Origin of the sequence: Snodgrassella alvi (genome assembly GCF_002777425.1) — a bacterium.
Lineage (GTDB): Bacteria > Pseudomonadota > Gammaproteobacteria > Burkholderiales > Neisseriaceae > Snodgrassella > Snodgrassella alvi_B.
Genome location: NZ_MDVC01000091.1, coordinates 52,959 through 73,241, shown reverse-complemented (window position 1 = coordinate 73,241; position 20,283 = coordinate 52,959). Strand labels below are relative to the sequence as shown.

Here is a 20,283-nt window from a genome sequence, read left to right as displayed (position 1 = left end):
GCACCACATATTTGCTACTTATCTGGATATATCACGGCGCTGAACGGATAGCAGCATAATCCAAATTTATATCCATATTGCCAACAAACGAGCAACAAAATCATTCACATGACCAAGGTCATATCGATAAAAAATGCCAGCGCATAACAGCACTGGCATTTTCAAAACATAAATCTAATCAATTAAAAAGTATCTAAAACCAAACATTAATAAATTGATATTATTTATTATTGCGATAAACCGTATTTTCTGGTGTTTGATTCAGCGTAAATTTAGGATGCGATGTATAATCAAATTGAATCCACAACGAAGTATTGATTGTTTTATTCCGGTGAACTCGACTGATTCGTGAATTATCAAAGATAAATCTATACATTTCATGCATTGCAAGCAAACGCCCCCGATCATCTAAATAAAAATCCGTTATTACCGAATCATATTTAATTTTACCCTGCTTATCACTCAGTATCTGCTCACGTTTTTCAGCCAGTAATTTTTGTATTGCTGCATAGTCCTTTTTCTGCAATTGATTAGCTTTAGCCTTTAAATTCGTTTCCCGTATTTCTGATTGTTTTAATTGCTCACTCAAGCTATCAACAACAGCCGCCGCCATTACCCGATCTTGCTCAGCAGTAGAATTCAGCCGAATTCGATAACGAGCTCCTATTTTTTTTCCAGCTTCATCTATAGATAAACGAGCAAAAGCCTTTTTATCATAACTGGCATAACCATCATCAATTGCCTTTGGCGCTGCAAGTATTAATTCTTTCAATGGCAGATTATTTGCACGTTCAGGAAATTTTTTAGCAATATATGGTTTATTTAGAATTTTGGGCGATTGATCCATCCGAGGAAAGATAGCATTGATAACACTTGCAAAAGGTTTAATCGCTCTTACATCCGCTATCAGCATTTTCTCTTTAATATCTATCTGCACCGGCACTTTAATCGAAAATAATATATTTGATGCTTCATAACGCACCGCCGGAACAAATTCAAATTTTCCACGCGGTATATCAATCGCCCCACTAAATGGAATAGTTATTTTTTGTGCAATAAAACTTAAAGCCCCATTTAATGACTCATTTTTTTTATCACAATCCTCTGCCGAATTATCATGCGCACAATATGACTTTTTATTTGCCTCAGCACTTATTTTTGCCGCCTGTTTTTTTCTAACAGATTCAGATGAAGATGCAGAATCCATTGCCTCTGTCTTATGATCTAAAGCTTGATCAGCTACCTTATCCGAAAATTTCTTCACTTCATCCTGATCAGCCAACAATCGAATCTGACCATTAAAATTAAACTGATTATCATGAAGCAAATTACGCTGTATCCCCTGCCGAACCAGTTCATCCGGTGTTTTTTTACTCACTGTACTACATGCTGACAACACCAGTGCCATCCCCAGCCACAGCACTTTTTTACCAGTTACTATTCGCATATACCATCCCCATATTCAATACAAAATGTAAATATTTCAGACGCTATTAACTTATATTAATAATTATAATACAGGAAAAATCAAAAACTGGGCTGTTTATAGCTAATATTCAGTCACAAATACTGCTTTGATTTTCAGCATCAACGTACTGAAATTTCATATTTATTCTGTCACATTAATGATAAAAAGCCATTAAGCAGTTAACTACATCACACAACCGTACTGAATAATGCGTAAAAACAGCACAATAAATCTTTTAAATCTCATTACTAATCAATAATTGATACAAAATTTAATTAATCTCCAAGATTATATTTATTCAATAAACATACAACATATCATTCTACAATAATAAAAAAATCTCATCACAAGCTAAAATTGCCACATATTTTGTCTGCCTGCACCAAATATCAGCAAACAAAATCCAGTTATTTTCTTATCAAGACTTTAGTTTAATTCATAATACTTATTACAGTTGTACCCAGCTATTAAAATATATTAGCAAATCTGGTCAGACTGATTCATACGTCGATGCAGTTCACAAAACCAAACTTAATCACATTCAGGAAAACATTAAACAAAACAATTTTTGCCAGATAATAAAATTTAAATAAGATATACAGATTCAAGGCAAATAAAAAGACTGAATCCTGACACAGGATTCAGTCTTAACCAGAAGCAAAAAATCTCACGTCTGATAACTAAAGCACAATCAATGCAAAATTAACCACCCAACTGCTGCAACAGATTTTGAGCTTCAGCCAGTATTGAACCATTCGCCTCATCAACCAGCTCACGCAGAGTCTGGCGCGCAGTAACTGCATCATCCATTTCCAGATACATTTTTGCCAGTTCCAGTTTAGCCTGTAGCGGAACAGCCTGCTGCTCAGGTGTCAGAGGTTGATCAGCAGGTTCAGATTCAGCTGATCGTTCCAGCCAATCCTGTGCTCCACTTCCAGTAGCAAATGAAGAAGCCGGTGTAGTAGCAGCTGAAGCAGCATATTCAGACTTATCATCATCCAGCACAAAATCCATGGATGGAATATCCAGGCTATCAGCTTCTGTTGCCAGGGTAGAATCAGCAGCAGGTGCAGGAGTTGAGCTGGCTGGTTGAGCTGGTGAATTATCATCACTTACGCCCAATGTTTCCCAGTCAATATCCATTGAAATCGCATCGTCTTCTGCCGCAAACGCATGCTGCTCATGTGAAGCAAGAGTCTGCTCTTTAGTAGAAGGCACTTCTTCAGCAACAGGTGTAGTATCCTGCTTGTGTTCTTCATCAAACTTGAAGTCTTCATCCCACTGCAAATCATCCAGAGCATTTAACGTCTCATCTTCTGATGTTGCTAGTTCAGGCTGCTGTGCAGCCTGAATAGCATCCTGATGTGCTTCTGCTTTAGGCTCATCCAGTTGCGATTCATCAGCCACAACCCACTCAAAACCTGTATTGTCTGCCACCTCTTCATGAGGTGCAGCAATAGCCGGTTCGTGTGAAGTCAAAACTTCTGGCTGTTCGGTTTCATCAATCTGATCCAGCCAGGATAAATCGTCAGCATTATCCAGCTTAGTAGTTGACGAAGCCGCCGTAGCAGCAGGAGTATCATCCGTGAAATTAAAATTCAGCCAGTCAGTATCATCTTCTTCCTGCTTGTCCGCAGCTGGTGCTGTATCAGCAAGGTGTGGTGTTGCAGCCACTTGATTCACATTTCCAGCCGGTGCATCAGCTTTAGCTGGCGTGTCTGTTGCAGCGTCATTTAACCATGACCAGTCGCCATCGTCTTCAGCTGTACTGCTAGCAGCTGTAGCCGCAGCTGCCGCAGTTGATGCTGCTGCTTTAGCTGATGCAGACGGAACAGATACAGATTGTTCAACTTTAGGTGGTACAGCATCAAATACCACATCATCATCTTCATCAGATGCATAATCTTCATCATCTTCTGCGTTATCGCTTTTTTTACGTCTTTGCCAGAGTAAAGCAGCAATTAACAACACCCCTGCCACACCTGCCAATGCATATGGCCACCATGCAGGCAGCATGGATTCTTCTGCCGGTTCTTCTACAGGTTGTACCGGCTGCGCTACCTGATTAACTTTAGGTTGTACTGGTGCGGCTTTTACCACAGATGCTGCTGTTGCAGCAGGTGCAGATGCCTGAACTGGCGCGGATGCCTGAACAGGTGCTGAAGCCTGAGCTGGTGCAGATGCAGGTACAGTTTCGGTTTTAGCTTTCCCATCCCTGGTTAGAGCCGAGGCTGCGTTACTGATTTCAGAAACTATCGTATTAGCAGCCTTGCCCGCACTTGCATCTGCCTTAACCGATTTCTGTGGCGCAGCATTTTCCGCTGCTGCCTGTGTCAATGGCGCTGCTGATACCGACGCAGTATTCTGTGTCGCATCTGCCGGTTTTTGAGCTGCTTTAATTTTTATTTTGGATAATTTATGCAGCTGTGAAGTAGATGGAATATTCAGGCTGATATCACGGTACATAAAATCCGGATTACCATTGCGGAAAGCGCGCGGATTGGCAACAATCAGAGCATGCATGGTTTGCTCTATACTCAATCCCTGCGGCCGTACCTTGCGTGCCACATCCATCAGTGTTTCATTATTGTCTACATGATATTTCACTACCGCATTATCAGAAGCCAGCCCATTTTGCAGCGCAGCAGTAGCGCGGGCAGCTGACTTCTCTTTCGCAGGCCGTACCGGCTTGCGGTGATTGCTGGTGGCTTTGCCAGTACCTGCAGAACCATGACGATATTCTGGCGGGTCAAGTAATGCGGTATATTGCCGCCCTTGGCTGCCGGCAGTGAGGCTAAAAGACAGCATTGGATCACGAACAGGCTTACTGGAACGCAAATGAATCACAGCATTTTTTCCTTGTGCCGTTACGCGTACCTGTAATGGTGCTCCTGAAATTGCTGGCCGACTGTGTAATGCAGCTCTGGCTTCATCACCTGTCACAACCACACTTCCTGAAAACGGCTCGCCCAGGGCCGAATTAACCTGTAAGCTCCCCAGCCCTGCCCATGCAGGTGCACTGGCTAACATACATAAAGACAGTGCGATGATTTTTAAATTATTTGCGTTCTTCAATCCCGTACCCTCACCGGTAATGCACCCTTGCCATCAATCAGGCGCGTGCCAATTCAATATGATAATTTCTACAAGTGCTCTAAAATCAACTGGTGTTTAACGTTTACTAAACCTGTTTTTATATTATCTCACGCTATAATAGCTTTTGCGACACTTTAATGCCAAGTTACCTTTACATGTTTTGCTCTCAAACTACCCTTAACTGTGGATATTTTCAGACGCATCAATACCTGAAAAGCCGGAAACCAATATACAATAATAGTTAAATTTTGTTTAACACATTGCTTTAACAGGTGCCAAGTGTAAAAACTCAGGGTATCATGGCAACTATCTCACATCTTTATTAACCCAAACCAGAAAAACAGATATCAAGTCCTAATAATGAAAGCAGTATTTGAATTCTTGGTAGTTATTCTTTTCTTTGCTACCTACGTTTTAACCAAAAATATTATTCTTGCCACTGAAGTGGCTATTGTTGCCGGCATTATTCAGGCTGCATGGTGCCTGTTTAAATATCGTCGCCTGCAAACCATGCAGTGGGTCAGCCTGTTACTGGTTGTGGTAATGGGTGGTGCAACTATCTATCTCAAAGACCCACGCTTTATTAAATGGAAACCAACAGCCCTGTTCTGGATTATGTCCATTGGCCTGATGATTTCACATCTGTGCGATAAAAACGTACTGAAAAGTACGATTGGTAAAGAAATCAGCCTGCCCGAACCAGCATGGCGCAAACTCACTTGTGCGTGGGTTATATTTTTGCTTGCACTAGGTGCGCTCAACCTGTGGGTAGCTTTCAATTTTACCGAAGCGCAGTGGGTTAATTTCAAACTTTTTGGCAGTACCACAATATTAGTTCTGTTTACAATCGGACAAACTGTATATATTAGCCAATACATTAAAAAGGATGAGTTGTAATGCTGTTTATGTTAATGGCCACTGATGCCGATAACAGTCACGAAGCACGTATTGAGGCACGGCCCAGACATCTGGCACGTTTACAGGAACTACAGGCACAAAACCGTTTGGTTCTGGCCGGCCCGAATCCGCTGCCAGATGATGACAGCCAATTTTCCGGCAGTCTGGTGATTGCAGACTTCGATTCCCTGGATGAAGCACAGGCATGGGCTGAACAGGACCCTTATGTAGATGCCGGTGTTTATGAAGAAATTCTGATTCGTCCCTTTAAAAAAGTCTTACCTAATGACTGATATTCAGACTACCATTCGCACACGCCTGCAACCGCTGGCACCACTGCAACTGGAACTGATAGACGACAGCCATTTACATGCAGGGCATAAAGGCCATCGTGGCGGCGGGCATTATCGCCTGCTGATTGTCAGCGATGCCTTTACCGGTTTATCGCGCCTGGCGCGGCAGCGCAAAGTTCATCAGCTACTTGAAGATTTATTCAGGGCAAATACCATTCATGCCTTAAGTATCAAGGCATGTACCAACAGCGAATATTTAAGGCAATAATCCATTTCTATCCACTCAAAGAGAGATAACCATGAAAAAACAATTAATTGCAACCGCAATCTTGCTCGGATTAACCGGCATTGCCGCCGCTCAGACTGTAGTTACTGTTAATGGAACCAAAATTGACAGTAAAGAAGTTGATAATCAGGTAGCTGTACTGGTTCAGGAAAGCCAGAATCAGATTCAGGATTCGCCCGAGTTGCGTAAAAGCATCACTAACCGTCTCATAACCCGCACTTTGCTGATTCAGGCTGCCAAAAAACAGAATCTGGACAAAGATTCTGAATACTTGAATGCCTTGAGTAAGGCTGAAGCAGAAGCCAAACGTCTGGGCGATGATAAAAAACCCGGTTTCAAGGAAGAATGGGCTTTCTTCAAAGACAATTTACTGACACAGGCCTATTTAGCCAACGTGGTTAAAAACAATCCGGTCAAACCTGAAGATGTACGTAATGCCTACAATGACATGGTGAAATACTACAGCGGTACCCAGGAAGTACAATTAGGAGAAATCCTCACCCGCGACGCAAACACAGCCAATAAAGCAATTGCTCAGTTAAAGGCGAAAAAAAGCTTTGCTACAGTAGCCAAAGAGTACACCATTGACCCGGCTGGTCGTGAAAACGGCGGTATCCCTAAAGGCTATGTTGCCATCAAAGACCTACAGGAAAGTGCTCCTCCGGTTTTCAATGCTATTAAAGACCTGAAAAAAGGCCAGTACACCACAACACCAGTGCAAGGTAACGGCAATATTTACGCAGTGTTCTACATAAACGACAAGCGCAACGTTAAACTGCCAACTCAAAAAGAAATGGAACCTATCCTGTCACGCCGCATGCAAAGCGCCTCAATGGCTCGTGCCATTGATCAACTTTACAAGAGTGCCAGCATTAAATAATAACTTTATTCTGACGATTATTAATCACGACAGAAAATAAGGAATACTTAACATGAAAAAAAGCATTACCTGGCTGGCTGGCTTAAGTATCATGTCCGCCGGGCTCGCTTTTGCCGATGCACCTAAAATTGACAATCAGCGTATTAACGTCATGCTCAAGCAGTTTGAGCGTCAGATGCAAGCCCAGCCGGGTGCTCCTGCGCCAAATAAAGCCGAGATTCAGAAAGAAATTACCGTTCGCCTGCAAACGGCTGAAATATTAAAAGCCGAAGCCATTAAGGCTGGGCTGGATAAACAAGCTGATACTCAGGCTGCATGGCAAAATGTACAGGCACAATTCTATGCGGCTCAATATGTAGAGCATCTGGCTGCCAGCATTGAAGTAAATGACAGTGATTTGCGCCGGCAATATGAGCAGGTTAGTCAGGAAATCAATTTACTGCCTATCGTTTTCCCAAGCAAAGAAGCCGCTGAAGAAGGTTTAACCAAGCTGAGAAAAGGTTTGGCTTATGAAACATTGCTCAAACAGGTTAACCCTGAAGCACCAGCCAGCAACTGGATGCTCCCGCAACAGCTGCCACCCGATTTTGCCCAGTTAGCTTCACAATTAAAAAACGGGCAGATTTCACCTAATGTCATCACCATTAACGGGCATCACATTCTGCTGAAACTGGCCGGTATGCGTCAGGCACCGAATGCTCCCGCTTTTGAGCAGATTAAAGACCAGTTGCGTGAACAAGCCAAACAGCAAAAAGTACAGGAGCAAATCAATCAGTTATTGCAAAAAAACGGCATTAATCTGAACGACTAGAATTTGCTGCCAAACACAACCGGTACAAACGTACCGGTTTTTATTTATGCGCTATACATAAACCACCCTGTCAACAAGCTACTGATACCACCATTAGCCTGCATTAACCCGATGTACTCTGTATCGTTCTATTACTGTGGCTGATACAACATATGCACATAGGGTATACCATCAGAAATATACGGCGCTCCCTGTATTTGAAAACCATGCCGCTGATAAAATTTAAGTACCTGACGATTTGCCTCTATTTTGATTGGATATTCGGCACAATTTTTCTGCGCATAATGCACAATTAGCTTAATCAGCTGATCCCCCAGTCCAGTACCACGAACACTCGGATGCGTTACAAACCGGCTAAAAGTAAAGTAAGTGCCGGCCAGAAACATACGCGCATAGGCCAATATCTGCTCATCACGCTGGTAATAAACATGCCTGGCCTGTAAATCCCAATCATCCAGCTCATGGTAAATCCGCTGTTGCTCTACCATAAAAGTATCAATACGCAAGCGCGCAATACTATAAAAATCATGTGACGAAAGTTCATTAAATTTTCTGATGCACCACATCATCCCCTCCACAATTCCTGTTAACGGTACAAAATTGATTACTCTGGCCACTGCCCTAACCATAATATTCGAAATAAATTAATGAAAAACATTCGGATTCGTATCCTAACAATATCACAATATCTGCAAAAATAACTAAATAGAGAACATTATATCCAGCAAAACTATTCATCATCTTTATGTCTGTTGTCAGCATCATACCGAAATTTCAGCCAAAAAATAATCATACTGAACAGCAAAACGGATTATCTGCTAACGAAGCAGATAATCCGTGTAAAAAAACAATTAATTTTACTGTCTGACAGCCTCAATCTGGATATTCAGCTTAACATATCGGCTGGCCGGCATAGCTGTCAGATATTCATTAATTCCCCACTGTGAACGATCAATCACAGCCTCAAAATCACCACCACAAACCTGAGACTGATTCATCGGGCTTTTATAACAATTAAATTTGGTTGCCCGTAAAGTAACCGGATGTGTTTGGCCAACCATAGTTAACTGGCCACGTAGGGCTCTAACCTTACCCTCTTTATCAAAATTCCAGTTATGAGACACAAAACGCAGAACCGGATACTGAGCAGCATTAAAAAAGAGCTTGCTTTGCAGATGCTTAGTGAACTCACTGCGACCAGTATCCAGAGTAGTGAGCGGAATGGTAATATCCACAGCACCGGTTTTCGTACCCGCATCATATTGCAGCTCACCATTAAGATTATAAAAACCACCCACATTACTAGAGGTTGCAAAATGGTCGAGTGTAAAGCGCGCATTGGTATGCAACGGGTCAATCTTATAATTCGCAGCCACAGCTGGCACAGCGATGCCCAGCAAAGTTGCCATCAAAATACCGGCTAATCTGTTCATGAATAAACTCCTCTAAAACATTTATCTAATAGCAACTATATTAACGTGAATACCAAAGCAGCAAAATTCCGCAGAGTAAAAATATTATTTCCTCATAAGAAACAATATTCAGATATTCATGTATATTCTTAACTAGATAATCCAGCCTGTCTGACTGGCAAACAACCAATAACCTTTATCGCCAGTCAAATACCGCCATAGATTCAACATGCGCAGTCTGTGCAAACAGATTCATAATACCGCCGGCACGATACAGATAGCCACGCTTAACCAGCAAGCCAGCATCACGTGCCAGTGTTGCCGGATCACAGGAAACATAAACAATCCTGCCCGGCAGTTGCCGGTCTTCCAGCTCATTTAAAGCCAGAATTAAAGCCTGAGCACCAGCTCTTGGCGGGTCGAGCAGCCATTTATGCGCATAACCAAACCGTCGCAGACGCTGCCCGTTCATAGCAAAAAGATCAGCCTGCTGAAAACGAGCCAACTGCGCCAGCCCATTGCGTTGCGCATTATTACCGGCACGCTGACACATAGCCGCCATACCTTCCACACCAACCACTTCTGCCTGCATCCGTGCAACCGGCAAACTAAAATTACCCAGTCCGCAAAACCAGTCGATAATCCGCTCGCCAGCCTGAGGCTGCAACCACTGTATGGCACGCCGTACCATCAGCTCATTAGTAGCCTGATTAACCTGCGTAAAATCTTCAGGCTGATACGGAATCTCAAGCTGATATTCAGGTAAACCATAAGCCAGTACCGGTGTCGCCGATGCCGACTGCAAAGTAGTTTTCCGGCCAGCCTGTAACCACCACTGCCATAGCCAACCGCTTTGCTGTTGTAGCTGCGCCAGTAAGCCATCCACCTGCATCCGCATTTTCTGACTTATCCCGCCGCAAATCTGCAAAGTAAGCGCAATAACCGCATTACCCTGATGCAGCATCATCCCTTCCACACTGCCTACAGGCCAGCTTTGCAATAAAGCTTTAATCGGCTTCAAAGCCTCAGACAGCACCACCGGCAACACCAGACAGCCATCAATATCCACAATCGCATGCGTCTGTCTGGCCTGAAAACCCAGCTTTAACTGGCCATATTCATACACAGCGCGCAAACGCACCCGTTCACGATAACGCCAGGGCAACCCATAAATTGGTGGCATCAGCTCATCTGGCTGTACCTTGCCCAAACGACGCATCTGATTCAGCCAGGCACGCTGTTTCAGCGCCACCTGCGTGGTAAATTCGATATGCTGACTATTACAGCCGCCACAACGCTCATAATATTCACAAGGCGGTTGTACACGCGCATTACCAGGCATCAGCACTCGGCTGATTCTGCCTTCAGTATAGGATTTTTTCACCCGCATTGGCTGCCACTCTACCACCTCACCCGGTAAAGCATCATCAATAAAAACCGCTTTACCGTCTACCCGGGCAACACCGCGCCCTTCCTGATTCCAGTCAATAACCTGTGCTATAAACCGTTGTTCCAAATCGTAACCTCAAGCCAGAGAAATGGCCGTAAATAAACTTAACTACGTTTATTTTCTCACATTGCAGACAAATTACGTTATGATTATATTCATATTGCCATACCGGATTTTCAGAATAATGTTGAAACCAATACTTTGTGCACTCACTACCACCATCATATCAACAAGTGCATATGCTGCCATCCCAATGCCAGACTATGCCGTACCCGGTCAGGGGCAGCAGGTCATCCTGAATATTCCTCAACTACGGTTATTTTTGTTTCAGGACGGAAAATTAATCAAAACCTATCCGATAACAGTAGGCAAAGCGAGTACACAAACACCGCTGGGTGAATACAAAATTGGCGCCAAAGTCACCAATCCTACCTGGAGCGTACCACTCAGCATTCAGAAAGAAATGGCCGCAAGTGGTAAAACCGTACAAAAATCGGTACCGCCCGGCCCCAATAACCCGCTTGGCCCCGTATTTGTGCGCCTAGGCGCTCCTCGTCTGGGTTTGGGTATCCATGGCACCAACGTACCCAGCAGCGTACCCGGCGTACGTAGCCATGGCTGTGTTCGCTTACGCAGCCCGAATGCACTGGATTTTGCCGCTGCCGTACAAAGCGGTGCCGATGCCGCTGTAATTTACCAGCAGGCTTCCGTAAACACCGATGCACAAAACGACATCTGGATTGCCGTTTACCGAGACCCCTACAACAAACGCACTCTAAACAAAAAACTATTAAACCAAAGCATTAGCTCATGGGCAGAGCAACACCAGCTACAAGTAGATCACAAACGCTTAAACAACGCCCTGAATAAACCGGCCAACACCTTAATCTGCCTGACCTGTAGTAGCGGCAAAACCAAAGTTAGCGGTAATCTGAGCTCATTGCAATGGACCAGCGGTATCGGTGCAATTGTTGAATTGAAGTATATTGATACAACAGACAATAAACCAAAACAGGAAATTGCTCCTGAAAGCAGCAGTATTGAGGTTGATGAAGACGCAGACGAAGCACCCAAACAGAACATCACCCCACTACATCCAGCCACCACACCAGCTAATCCCGAACGGCCTGCTCCAGCTAGCACCACGCCAGCCTCAGCCGATTCTGGTTTTGATGTACTGATGTAAGCCAATCCCATCTGGCTGTTTAATTGGTTCAAGAAATTAAGTCTGGGGTAAAAAATTCTCCAGCGATTGCCATAAAACAGCCTTGTCTGCTGCCTTGAGCCGCTTTAGCCGATATTCACATCGTGCTGCTGCGGCTTTAGTAATACCCTCACAAACCAGACGCATCTCAAGTGGCGGATACATACGCGTATACCGGGCACCATTCCCCGAACAGTGTGCCAGCCAGCGTTGTGCCGGCCGGTTAGTAATCCCGCAATAAAATGCACCATTAGCACAATACAGCAAATAAACCGCCCAGCCAGCATCTGCCTGCGGCAAAGGGGGCAATGCAGCCAGAATAGATGCCGATAAAACCAATTCCATCGTCCAGACTAACCAACTCTTAAAAATTCAGATAAAAATATCCATACCAAACAGCCTATCCACATCCGCAAGGAAAAATCGCAACCATACCGGCAATGCCTGATTTACCCATCATACAGAAACAGCTATCAAGCCGAAAACAAAGCACATATTTAAGTAGCATTACAGCAGATAGGGCGTTTTCATTTATTCCCAAAATAGTAAATATTTTGCATGAAATATAGTGGAAGCCTAAATCACAATCCTAACAAATAAATAGTACCGGCATATCTAATCAATATGCAGACCCTGCTCCGTAGACAAACCGTAACCACCGAATAACGCCAGCATACCCCATGCTGCACCTGCTAATCCCACCCGTCTGGTATCTTCTTTTCACAGTTTTATCAGTTATGCCAGATTCATTTCCCACCTTAATTTAGATTATGAATTTTATAATTTGCTACTTAAAGCCGATTATTATAAAGATTCTATTTATTCCTAATGCCTTTAATTGCCTCATTAGGCACTTCAAATTCTATCGGACTATCAGTTGCATTATGAATTGATTTAGCCGGAATTTGAAATTTAGTTTTCGTACCAATATTCGTCATCAGAATATTTATATGGTCTAATCGACATACAGATGAACAATTTATCTTATCAAAAAGCTTTTGTTGTCAGAATTATAAAATAAATCTTGATAATTTTTATCCACATAGATCGTAACATCAGATTGTCTTACGCCAATTAAAGAAAAGGTAATATTAGTTAGACCAACATAGATACCAGAAACAACAATTAGTGGCGTGATAAACATACCTATTCTGAAAAGGAGCTTTGAAGGAATCTTTATATTCCGTATATAGAAATATAGCCTTCTATCGTTTTCCTTACTGGGCTCAAATTCATTTTTTATCTTTAGCCCTTCCCATTGATAAACCAAAATATTCATACAACCAACACAAAAAATTGCCATATAGACTGTGAACCCAAAAACCAGACCTGTTTGTAAACTACTTGATTGAATCCATATACTATAAGCGATAGACAAAATCAGAATGTTTGCAATACCGCCCAAACAAAGAAAAAAACGTCGATCTTTAGAGAAAGCAACAGGAGAGAAAGTAACAGGATTATTTTTTTTCTTAATAAGAATTTTGTTTATTTGCTTTTCAAATAAAATTAAAAATAACTTGCTAGCCAAATGTAATATACCAGTAAAAAAAATATACAAAATTCCATATATGGCAAATATGCATAAACAAAATAATACATCACCAACAGATAATCCAGCAGGAAAAAATCTTATTGTACAACAATAGATTATTAAAATAATTGTACCAATGATATTACCTATAAGCCCTGATAACCCAAAAAATTCTTTGGTGATTTTGAATCCTGACTCCAGATTATCCATATTTTCTTCCTCCTATAAAATTGCAAACCAGAATGTAAAAAAACCACTAATATTAACCCAAACAGGCTAACATTAGTGGCTAAAATTTCAGCTAGGGATACCGAACTAATTACTCCATTTTCGGATGCAAATCAACATACTGCTGTTTGCGTTTTTCCAGCGCCTGTATCTGCTCCTGCAAGTTGGCGATGGCTGCATCAATATCATCCACACTCTGCTCAATATGCTCATACGTCTCAGCCAGCAACTCGCGTGCTTCCTTTTTATTCGAAGCCGAAGGAGAGACGCCACGTAATGGACGGTTAGCTGTTTCTTTCAGATAAATACCGGTAACAATCCCGATACCGCCTACCACCATCAGATAATAGGCCGGAATAAACAGATTATTAGTGGCATCCACCAGTGCCGCGGCGATAGTCGGCGTTAAACCGGCAACAATAATCGCAATATTAAAAGCACTGGCCAGCGCACTGTAGCGGATACGCGTAGGAAACAGCGCCGGTAAAGTTGATGCCATCACCCCAGTAAAGCAATTCAGAATCAGTGCCAGAATAAACAGGCCAAGAAAAATCAGCCCTACCTTGCCACTGGTAATCAACTGAAAGCAAGGAATGGCCAGAACCAGCAGCGCAACAGAACCACCGATAACAAACGGCTTGCGCCCGATTTTGTCACTCATAAAACCGATAATCGGCTGCATAAACATCATGCCAATCATAATCGCAATAATAATCAGCACACCGCGATCTTCACCGTAATGCATATTGTGCGACAGATAGCTAGGCATATAGGTCAGCAGCATATAATAAGTAATATTAGTAGTTAATACCAGCCCCACACTTACCAGCAGCGTACGCCAGAAACGCCGCACAATTTCCGTAAACGAAATCCGCGGACGACTGCCCACCTCTTCCTGTTCTTCTTTTTCCATCATATCCAGATGTTTCTGGAATGCCGGCGTTTCCTCAGCAGCATGGCGCAGATACAAGCCGAGCAAACCCAAAGGTGCGGCCAGAAAAAATGGAATGCGCCAGCCCCATGAGAGAAAATGCCCCGAACCCATAATATTTTCCAGCAAAACCACTATCCCTGCGCCCAGCACAAAGCCACATATCGAACCAAAATCCAGAAAACTGCCCAGAAAACCACGCTGGCGGTCGGGGGAATATTCCGCCACAAAAATCGCTGCACCAGTATATTCACCACCCACCGAAAATCCCTGCGCCAGTTTGCACAGCAGCAACAATATCGGCGCCCAGATGCCAATACTGTTATACGATGGTATCAGCCCAATACAGAAAGTACTGAGCGCCATAATAATAATCGTGGTCGACAATACCTTTTGCCGGCCAAAACGATCACCAAGAATACCAAAAAACACACCGCCCAGCGGGCGTACCAGAAACGGTACAGAAAACGTACCCAATGCTGCAATCATCTGCACACTGGGAGAAGCAGACGGAAAAAACACCTGCCCCAGCGCATAAGCCACAAAACCATACACGCCAAAGTCAAACCATTCCATGGCATTACCCAGCGCAGCGGCAGAAATTGCCTTTCTCAGCTTAGTCTGGTCAATAATCGTAATATCGTGTAACTCCAGTGTTCCATTCTGGGTAGGAATCAATGGCGGTACATGAGAAGAACCCTCATTCTGTTCATTCGGTGCTGTCATGGTAACCCTTTCATTATTAATATTGAAATGATTCTTTAAGATTATAACATGCAGCCAAAAAGGTGCTTTATACTTGAATTTTAAAGAAAACTAGCAACAGCATAATCGAAAAAGGGTTACATGCGCTACAATTATTTTATTTTGGGCAGACTTTTAAACCGCTCACTCAACAAGTCACTGTGCCATCATCCTGCCAGCTCAGGTACCAGTCAGTAAAGCTTGCCGATACAATGGTAGCTGCACATGAATCCGCTGCAATTGCCGCCATAATACCTTTCCCACCACATCATCATCCGGCTGTGGTTTGTGCACCTTTAACAGCTCGCCAACGGCCTCCCATTCAGCCTGAAACACAGAATAATCAGCATTTTGTGTCATCAGTTCTGCCAGCCTGCTGGCAATCGTACACCAGTGCTGTACCCGCTCAGGTGTCAACAGCGGCTGCACACGGTCTACCTGTACCCGAATCGCACCCAGTGCAGAAATACAGCTAAGCAGCACATAATTCAGTTGCAACAAAGCTTTACCTTCAACCAGATGCTGCCCGTAACGCCTTGGTTCCAGCGACATATCCGCCACAGTATTACTCAACATAGCGGCCAGCTCATGCGCATTGCGCCGCGCAGCACGATAAACCAAATCATCACAGTGCCCGTTCTGAAACTGTTGTGCCACCTGCCGCAGATAAGCAGCATCAGCGCACAAAGCACGTCTAGCAATCCGCCCCAGCGTCAGATAGCGCCAGTCCGGCCACAGGCACGATACCGCACACCACGCCAGCACCGAGCCCAGAATCGTATCCACAAAACGCGACAGCATTGCCGACTGCGTATCCATACCAATAATCGCAAAACCCACCAGTACCTGTACCGTAATAAAAAACGTAGAAAAACTATAACGGCGTAGCCTGAATGCGAAAAACAGCACCGTACTCACCACCACAATCACCAGCCGGCCTGCCAGCGTAGGCACAAAATATGGCAATACCGAGCCCACCAGCACACCAAGCAGCGTACCCATTATGCGCTGCTTCAAACGAGTCGTGGTTGCCGAATAGTTCGGCTGGCACACAATCACCCCAGTGAGCAAAATCCAGTAGCCCATCTTCAACTGGCCGCTTTCAACCACCACACAAATCACAGCCGTTAGAATCGCCAGCCGGATAGCATGGCGCATCACATTCGACTGCAAAGTAAAATGCGTCTTTAACGCCGGCAGAATATCGCGTATCCGGTCAACATCCTGCCCGGCAATCTGCATATCCCCTGCCTCCTGTTTGGCACCAGCAGCCTTTACCTGTTCCAGCCAGAGCAGTTGCTCATTAATCGTTAGAATATTCGCAATTAACTGCTGCAAACCCGGCGTATCCTCATCCGTATCACATTCAGCACAATAACGTGCTACTGCCTGTTGCACCCCTTCACCAGCACGCTGGAGCCCCATATTAAACACATAAGGCTTATCCTCATGCAGACACTCACTCATCTGCTGGCAAGCCTGTGCCTGCAACACAATCAGGCGCTGAATCCGGTAAATCAAATCCGAGTGCGCCAACCTGTGCGCCAGCGCTGCATAATCCACATGGCGCGAACTGATCCGCTCATGAATATTCTGTGCTGTCAGATAGTATTGCAGCAGCATACTGATACCACGCTGGCGGTGCTGCCGGCGCAAACGGTAAAACAGTGCCGCACGGCAGCGGTTAAACCCGTCAATCACTGCCGTATTCTTCATTGCCAGCGCCAGCTCCCTTTCCGAGAGCAAATCTGCCTCATCGGGGTCAAAAAACTGTGCTTTCACCAGCATATAGTCTGCCAGTCTGGCAAAAGCACCGGCCAGATTGTCCTGTACCGGCCGGTTTGGAAACAACAGATGCAGCACCAGCGTACATATACTAAACAAACACGTACCACAAACTAGCATCAGCGGATTGGTATACCACGGCAAATGCGGCGAATAAGTCAGCACCGTATACAGCATCACCAGCAGCGTACCAAAGGCAATCGTCCGGTAACGCACATCAATTGCGCCTATCATCGTCGTACTGAATGCCGCCCACACCATCAGCAATGAAAACGCCAGCGGATGCCCGAATGTCCACTGCACTGCCGTAGCAGCCAGCGAAAAATGCACCAGTGTAAAAAACAGATTGCGCAAACGGCCGGTGAATCCATCATCCAGATCCACCAGCCCGCCAGCAATAATCCCCAGAAACAGCGCCGTACTTTCTGCCGTATGACCCGTATACCATACCCACCACGCTGCCAGCACCATACTCAGCAGCATCGGTAAATTAGCCAGATAACCAGCACGCACCGGAATTACTCGCATTACACCGCCTCTAATCACCAGAAAATACCATTCAATTCATTTTAACAAGCCAGCGAATTACCCAGCCAGATATTTAGCGTACAAAAAAGCCGGCCATAAAAGGCCGGCTTTCTGCACAAACACAAGCATCATTACTTCTTCTCTGCCTGTGCCTGCCACGTATCACGCAAAGTTACCGTGCGGTTAAATACCGGATTTTCCGCACTGTGATCATAGCGGTCAGTTACAAAATAGCCCAGACGCTCAAACTGATAGCGCGTTTCCGGTACCAGCGTATTTGCTACCGGTTCCACCAGCGCATCAATTTCTGTTACCGATGCCGGATTCAGAAACTCAACAAAGTCACGATACTGCCCATCATCACCACGCACTGCATCAGGGCGTTCAACTGTAAACAGGCGGTCGTACAAACGCACTTTAGCCGATACAGCATGCTCAGTAGACAGCCAGTGAATAACCCCCTTCACTTTGCGCCCCTGCGGCTTGGAAGCAAGCGTATCGTGGTCTATCGAACATTTCAGCGATACCACCCGGCCAGACGCATCCTGCACCACTTCCTCACACTTAATCACATAACTGTAGCGCAGGCGCACCTCACCACCCAGAGTCAGGCGCTGCCAGCCTTTAGGAGGGTCAAGCGCAAAATCATCTGCTTCAATATAAATCGTTTCCGTCAGCGGTATCAGGCGCTCACCCATTTCCGGGTGATGCGGATGAAACGGCGCCTCACGGCTTTGCGTTAACGCCTCATCAAAATTAATCAGCTCCACCTTAATCGGATTGAGCACCGCAATCATCCGTGGTGCCACACTTTCCAGGTCTTCACGAATCGCGCCTTCCAGCACACTCATGTCCACCACATTTTCACTCTTGGAAATACCCACCCGCTTAGCAAACAGGCGCAGCCCTTCTGGCGTATAGCCACGACGACGCATACCCGAAATCGTAGGCATACGCGGGTCGTCCCAGCCAGACACATGATCCTGCACCACCAGCTGATTGAGCTTACGCTTTGAAGTAATCGAATACAACAGTTCCAGCCGGGAAAACTCATATTGATGTGGCTGATGCGCAATTTCAATATTTTCCACCACCCAGTCGTATAACGGCCGGTGTGATTCAAACTCCAGCGTACACAGCGAATGCGTAATATTTTCAATCGCATCCGAAATCGCATGCGTATAATCGTACATCGGATAAATTACCCATTTATCGCCGGTACGATGATGATGTACACGGCGAATACGGTAAATCACCGGGTCGCGCAGATTAATATTGCCCGCAGCCATATCAATTTTCAGCCGCAGCGTTTTACTGCCATCCGGAAACTCACCATCACGCATACGCGCAAACAAATCCAGATTTTCCTCAACCGTACGCTCACGATACGGGCTGTTTTTACCCGGCTCCGTAAGCGTACCACGATACTGGCGCATTTCCTCCGCATCCAGATCGTCCACATATGCCTTACCGGCCTTAATCAGCTCCAGCGCATATTCATACAGGCGCTCGAAATAATCCGAAGCAAAACGCTCCTCATTCCACTGGAAACCCAGCCACTGCACATCTTCCTTAATCGAGCGCACATACTCATCCGATTCCTTCTCAGGATTCGTATCGTCAAAGCGCAGATTACACAAACCATCATAAATATAGGCCAGACCAAAGTTCAGACAGATAGATTTAGCATGGCCAATATGCAGATATCCATTTGGTTCAGGAGGAAAACGTGTCATCACTCGCTGGCATTTCCCGCTTTGCAGGTCATCCTCAATAATAGAACGTATAAAATGATTATCGGCAAACTGATCTTTATTAAGCATAGTTATTCTGAATATGTGCAAAGGCGTTTTTCAGAATTAAAACTCCAGAAAACACCAACTAAAAGGTTATAATTATATACCCAACTTATATAAGAAATATACAATTATACTAAACAAAAAAATATTAAATACTTTAGTAATAGTCAAGTAAATACCAAATCAAATCAAGTAAAACATAAAAAAAATTTACTAACTACTAAAGTTTAGTAAAGACCCATCATCATACTCAACCCAATCCGCTACTCAGGGAACTGCTAAAACAGGAAACGAATCACTACAAAACAATCATAATTAACAATTATATTGCTTCATCCCTTGCTCTTAGCAGCAAATATTTCCCAGAAACAATGGCCAACCATTCAAAAGCTCACCTTGTTCGGCGATAAAATCTTTTGGTCACAGAAGCTGTAGTACAAAATTTATACAACACATTACCCTGCCCCCAGATACCACTATTCGGATTACCGTTGTTTTGCAACATTCAGCCATCCTGTAAACAAACATTACCACCAGAATACTGTCTAGCCCGTTACCGGCATTCACAGCAAATCGCCGGCTATCTCAGCATCAAACACCAAAGCCTGCTCTTTCTGTGCCGGTAGCCAACCACAACATAACAGCCCAATATCCAAACTTACTTCATAGCCTAACCAACCCAGTAAATAAAATTTTTATATACAATTGTACGGATTCAGCCTGAAAGCCAACTTTAACCCACACCAATACAGCCTTATAAAAAACATTACCTTTATAAATAAAAGTTACCAGCCACAAAGCAGAGCAACACATAGTGGTAAAGATTATGACGGGAAGAATAGTATAACGAGGCCGCTTAAATCCAACGTCTCCGTCAGAACAGGCAAAGCTGTGTGTAATGGCACTACCGGCAACGTGCATATAACCGGGAAATGGC

16 protein-coding genes are annotated in these 20,283 nt (G+C 44.3%); 6 read left to right on the top strand and 10 right to left on the bottom strand.

Annotated features, from left to right (window positions below; all coding sequences use genetic code 11):
* Window positions 1-220: 220 nt before the first annotated feature.
* Together BGI33_RS08470 and BGI33_RS08465 are read right to left on the bottom strand one after the other, a co-directional pair.
* The gene (locus BGI33_RS08470) at window positions 221-1,447 is read right to left on the bottom strand and encodes a hypothetical protein (RefSeq protein ID WP_100090777.1); all 1,227 of its coding nucleotides are present in this window, start codon (window positions 1,445-1,447) and stop codon (window positions 221-223) included.
* 723 nt (window positions 1,448-2,170) lie between these two features.
* Complete coding sequence (locus tag BGI33_RS08465; protein WP_100090776.1) at window positions 2,171-4,498, bottom strand: FimV/HubP family polar landmark protein; 2,328 nt, start codon at window positions 4,496-4,498, stop codon at window positions 2,171-2,173.
* A 426-nt stretch (window positions 4,499-4,924) separates the two neighbouring features.
* On the opposite strand from BGI33_RS08465, the gene BGI33_RS08460 reads away from it, so the two are divergent.
* Genes BGI33_RS08460 through BGI33_RS08440 form a run of 5 tightly spaced genes read left to right on the top strand, consistent with a single transcriptional unit; the run spans window position 4,925 to window position 7,731 of the window.
* The gene (locus BGI33_RS08460; RefSeq protein WP_100090775.1) at window positions 4,925-5,461 is read left to right on the top strand and encodes a septation protein A; all 537 of its coding nucleotides are present in this window, start codon (window positions 4,925-4,927) and stop codon (window positions 5,459-5,461) included.
* Entirely contained in the window at window positions 5,461-5,754 is a 294-nt protein-coding gene (locus BGI33_RS08455) for a YciI family protein (RefSeq protein WP_100090774.1), read from the top strand. Before BGI33_RS08460 ends, BGI33_RS08455 begins: the two co-directional genes overlap by 1 nt.
* A complete protein-coding gene (locus BGI33_RS08450; protein ID WP_100090773.1) occupies window positions 5,747-6,022 on the top strand; it encodes a BolA family protein in 276 nt (91 codons plus the stop codon). The genes BGI33_RS08455 and BGI33_RS08450 overlap by 8 nt, the downstream gene beginning before the upstream one ends.
* Window positions 6,023-6,053: 31 nt before the next feature.
* On the top strand, window positions 6,054-6,920 hold the full coding sequence (locus tag BGI33_RS08445) for a SurA N-terminal domain-containing protein (protein ID WP_100090772.1): 867 nt from the start codon (window positions 6,054-6,056) through the stop codon (window positions 6,918-6,920).
* A 52-nt stretch (window positions 6,921-6,972) separates the two neighbouring features.
* On the top strand, window positions 6,973-7,731 hold the full coding sequence (locus tag BGI33_RS08440) for a peptidylprolyl isomerase (protein WP_100090771.1): 759 nt from the start codon (window positions 6,973-6,975) through the stop codon (window positions 7,729-7,731).
* A gap of 131 nt (window positions 7,732-7,862) precedes the next feature.
* On the opposite strand, the gene BGI33_RS08435 is transcribed toward BGI33_RS08440, so the two are convergent.
* The 3 genes from BGI33_RS08435 to rlmD form a co-directional block, all read right to left on the bottom strand.
* Window positions 7,863-8,300 carry a GNAT family N-acetyltransferase gene (locus BGI33_RS08435; protein WP_100113613.1) on the bottom strand — a complete coding sequence of 146 codons (438 nt, stop codon included), beginning with the start codon at window positions 8,298-8,300 and terminating at the stop codon, window positions 7,863-7,865.
* Between the two features lie 288 nt (window positions 8,301-8,588).
* The gene (locus BGI33_RS08430; RefSeq protein ID WP_100090769.1) at window positions 8,589-9,164 is read right to left on the bottom strand and encodes a YceI family protein; all 576 of its coding nucleotides are present in this window, start codon (window positions 9,162-9,164) and stop codon (window positions 8,589-8,591) included.
* A gap of 175 nt (window positions 9,165-9,339) precedes the next feature.
* Window positions 9,340-10,659 carry a 23S rRNA (uracil(1939)-C(5))-methyltransferase RlmD gene (gene rlmD, locus BGI33_RS08425; protein WP_257379345.1) on the bottom strand — a complete coding sequence of 440 codons (1,320 nt, stop codon included), beginning with the start codon at window positions 10,657-10,659 and terminating at the stop codon, window positions 9,340-9,342.
* 118 nt (window positions 10,660-10,777) lie between these two features.
* Between rlmD and BGI33_RS08420 the strand changes: the two genes are divergently transcribed.
* A complete protein-coding gene (locus BGI33_RS08420) occupies window positions 10,778-11,779 on the top strand; it encodes a L,D-transpeptidase (protein WP_257379347.1) in 1,002 nt (333 codons plus the stop codon).
* Window positions 11,780-11,815: 36 nt separating this feature from the next.
* Here the strand turns inward: BGI33_RS08420 and BGI33_RS08415 are convergent, their stop codons facing one another.
* From BGI33_RS08415 to BGI33_RS08395, 5 genes are all read right to left on the bottom strand, one after another.
* Complete coding sequence (locus BGI33_RS08415; protein ID WP_100090768.1) at window positions 11,816-12,142, bottom strand: GIY-YIG nuclease family protein; 327 nt, start codon at window positions 12,140-12,142, stop codon at window positions 11,816-11,818.
* 634 nt (window positions 12,143-12,776) lie between these two features.
* Entirely contained in the window at window positions 12,777-13,541 is a 765-nt protein-coding gene (locus BGI33_RS08410; RefSeq protein ID WP_100090767.1) for a hypothetical protein, read from the bottom strand.
* Window positions 13,542-13,650: 109 nt separating this feature from the next.
* Window positions 13,651-15,216 (bottom strand): glycine betaine/L-proline transporter ProP, encoded by a 1,566-nt coding sequence (proP, locus tag BGI33_RS08405; protein ID WP_100090766.1) that lies wholly within the window; start codon window positions 15,214-15,216, stop codon window positions 13,651-13,653.
* A gap of 198 nt (window positions 15,217-15,414) precedes the next feature.
* Window positions 15,415-17,547 (bottom strand): YccS family putative transporter, encoded by a 2,133-nt coding sequence (yccS, locus tag BGI33_RS08400; protein WP_100090765.1) that lies wholly within the window; start codon window positions 17,545-17,547, stop codon window positions 15,415-15,417.
* A gap of 131 nt (window positions 17,548-17,678) precedes the next feature.
* A complete protein-coding gene (locus tag BGI33_RS08395; RefSeq protein WP_100090764.1) occupies window positions 17,679-19,370 on the bottom strand; it encodes a glutamine--tRNA ligase/YqeY domain fusion protein in 1,692 nt (563 codons plus the stop codon).
* Window positions 19,371-20,283 lie beyond the last annotated feature (913 nt).

Excerpts from the sequence above, each read along its gene's own strand:
- yccS (WP_100090765.1), bottom strand. The coding sequence starts at position 17,547 with ATGCGAGTAATTCCGGTGCGTGCTGGTTATCTGGCTAATTTACCGATG.
- BGI33_RS08470 (WP_100090777.1), bottom strand. The coding sequence starts at position 1,447 with ATGCGAATAGTAACTGGTAAAAAAGTGCTGTGGCTGGGGATGGCACTG.
- BGI33_RS08415 (WP_100090768.1), bottom strand. The coding sequence starts at position 12,142 with ATGGAATTGGTTTTATCGGCATCTATTCTGGCTGCATTGCCCCCTTTG.
- BGI33_RS08450 (WP_100090773.1), top strand. The coding sequence starts at position 5,747 with ATGACTGATATTCAGACTACCATTCGCACACGCCTGCAACCGCTGGCA.
- BGI33_RS08395 (WP_100090764.1), bottom strand. The coding sequence starts at position 19,370 with ATGCTTAATAAAGATCAGTTTGCCGATAATCATTTTATACGTTCTATT.
- BGI33_RS08410 (WP_100090767.1), bottom strand. The coding sequence starts at position 13,541 with ATGGATAATCTGGAGTCAGGATTCAAAATCACCAAAGAATTTTTTGGG.
- BGI33_RS08445 (WP_100090772.1), top strand. The coding sequence starts at position 6,054 with ATGAAAAAACAATTAATTGCAACCGCAATCTTGCTCGGATTAACCGGC.
- BGI33_RS08455 (WP_100090774.1), top strand. The coding sequence starts at position 5,461 with ATGCTGTTTATGTTAATGGCCACTGATGCCGATAACAGTCACGAAGCA.
- BGI33_RS08465 (WP_100090776.1), bottom strand. The coding sequence starts at position 4,498 with ATGTTAGCCAGTGCACCTGCATGGGCAGGGCTGGGGAGCTTACAGGTT.
- BGI33_RS08435 (WP_100113613.1), bottom strand. The coding sequence starts at position 8,300 with ATGATGTGGTGCATCAGAAAATTTAATGAACTTTCGTCACATGATTTT.
- BGI33_RS08440 (WP_100090771.1), top strand. The coding sequence starts at position 6,973 with ATGAAAAAAAGCATTACCTGGCTGGCTGGCTTAAGTATCATGTCCGCC.
- proP (WP_100090766.1), bottom strand. The coding sequence starts at position 15,216 with ATGACAGCACCGAATGAACAGAATGAGGGTTCTTCTCATGTACCGCCA.
- BGI33_RS08460 (WP_100090775.1), top strand. The coding sequence starts at position 4,925 with ATGAAAGCAGTATTTGAATTCTTGGTAGTTATTCTTTTCTTTGCTACC.
- BGI33_RS08420 (WP_257379347.1), top strand. The coding sequence starts at position 10,778 with ATGTTGAAACCAATACTTTGTGCACTCACTACCACCATCATATCAACA.
- BGI33_RS08430 (WP_100090769.1), bottom strand. The coding sequence starts at position 9,164 with ATGAACAGATTAGCCGGTATTTTGATGGCAACTTTGCTGGGCATCGCT.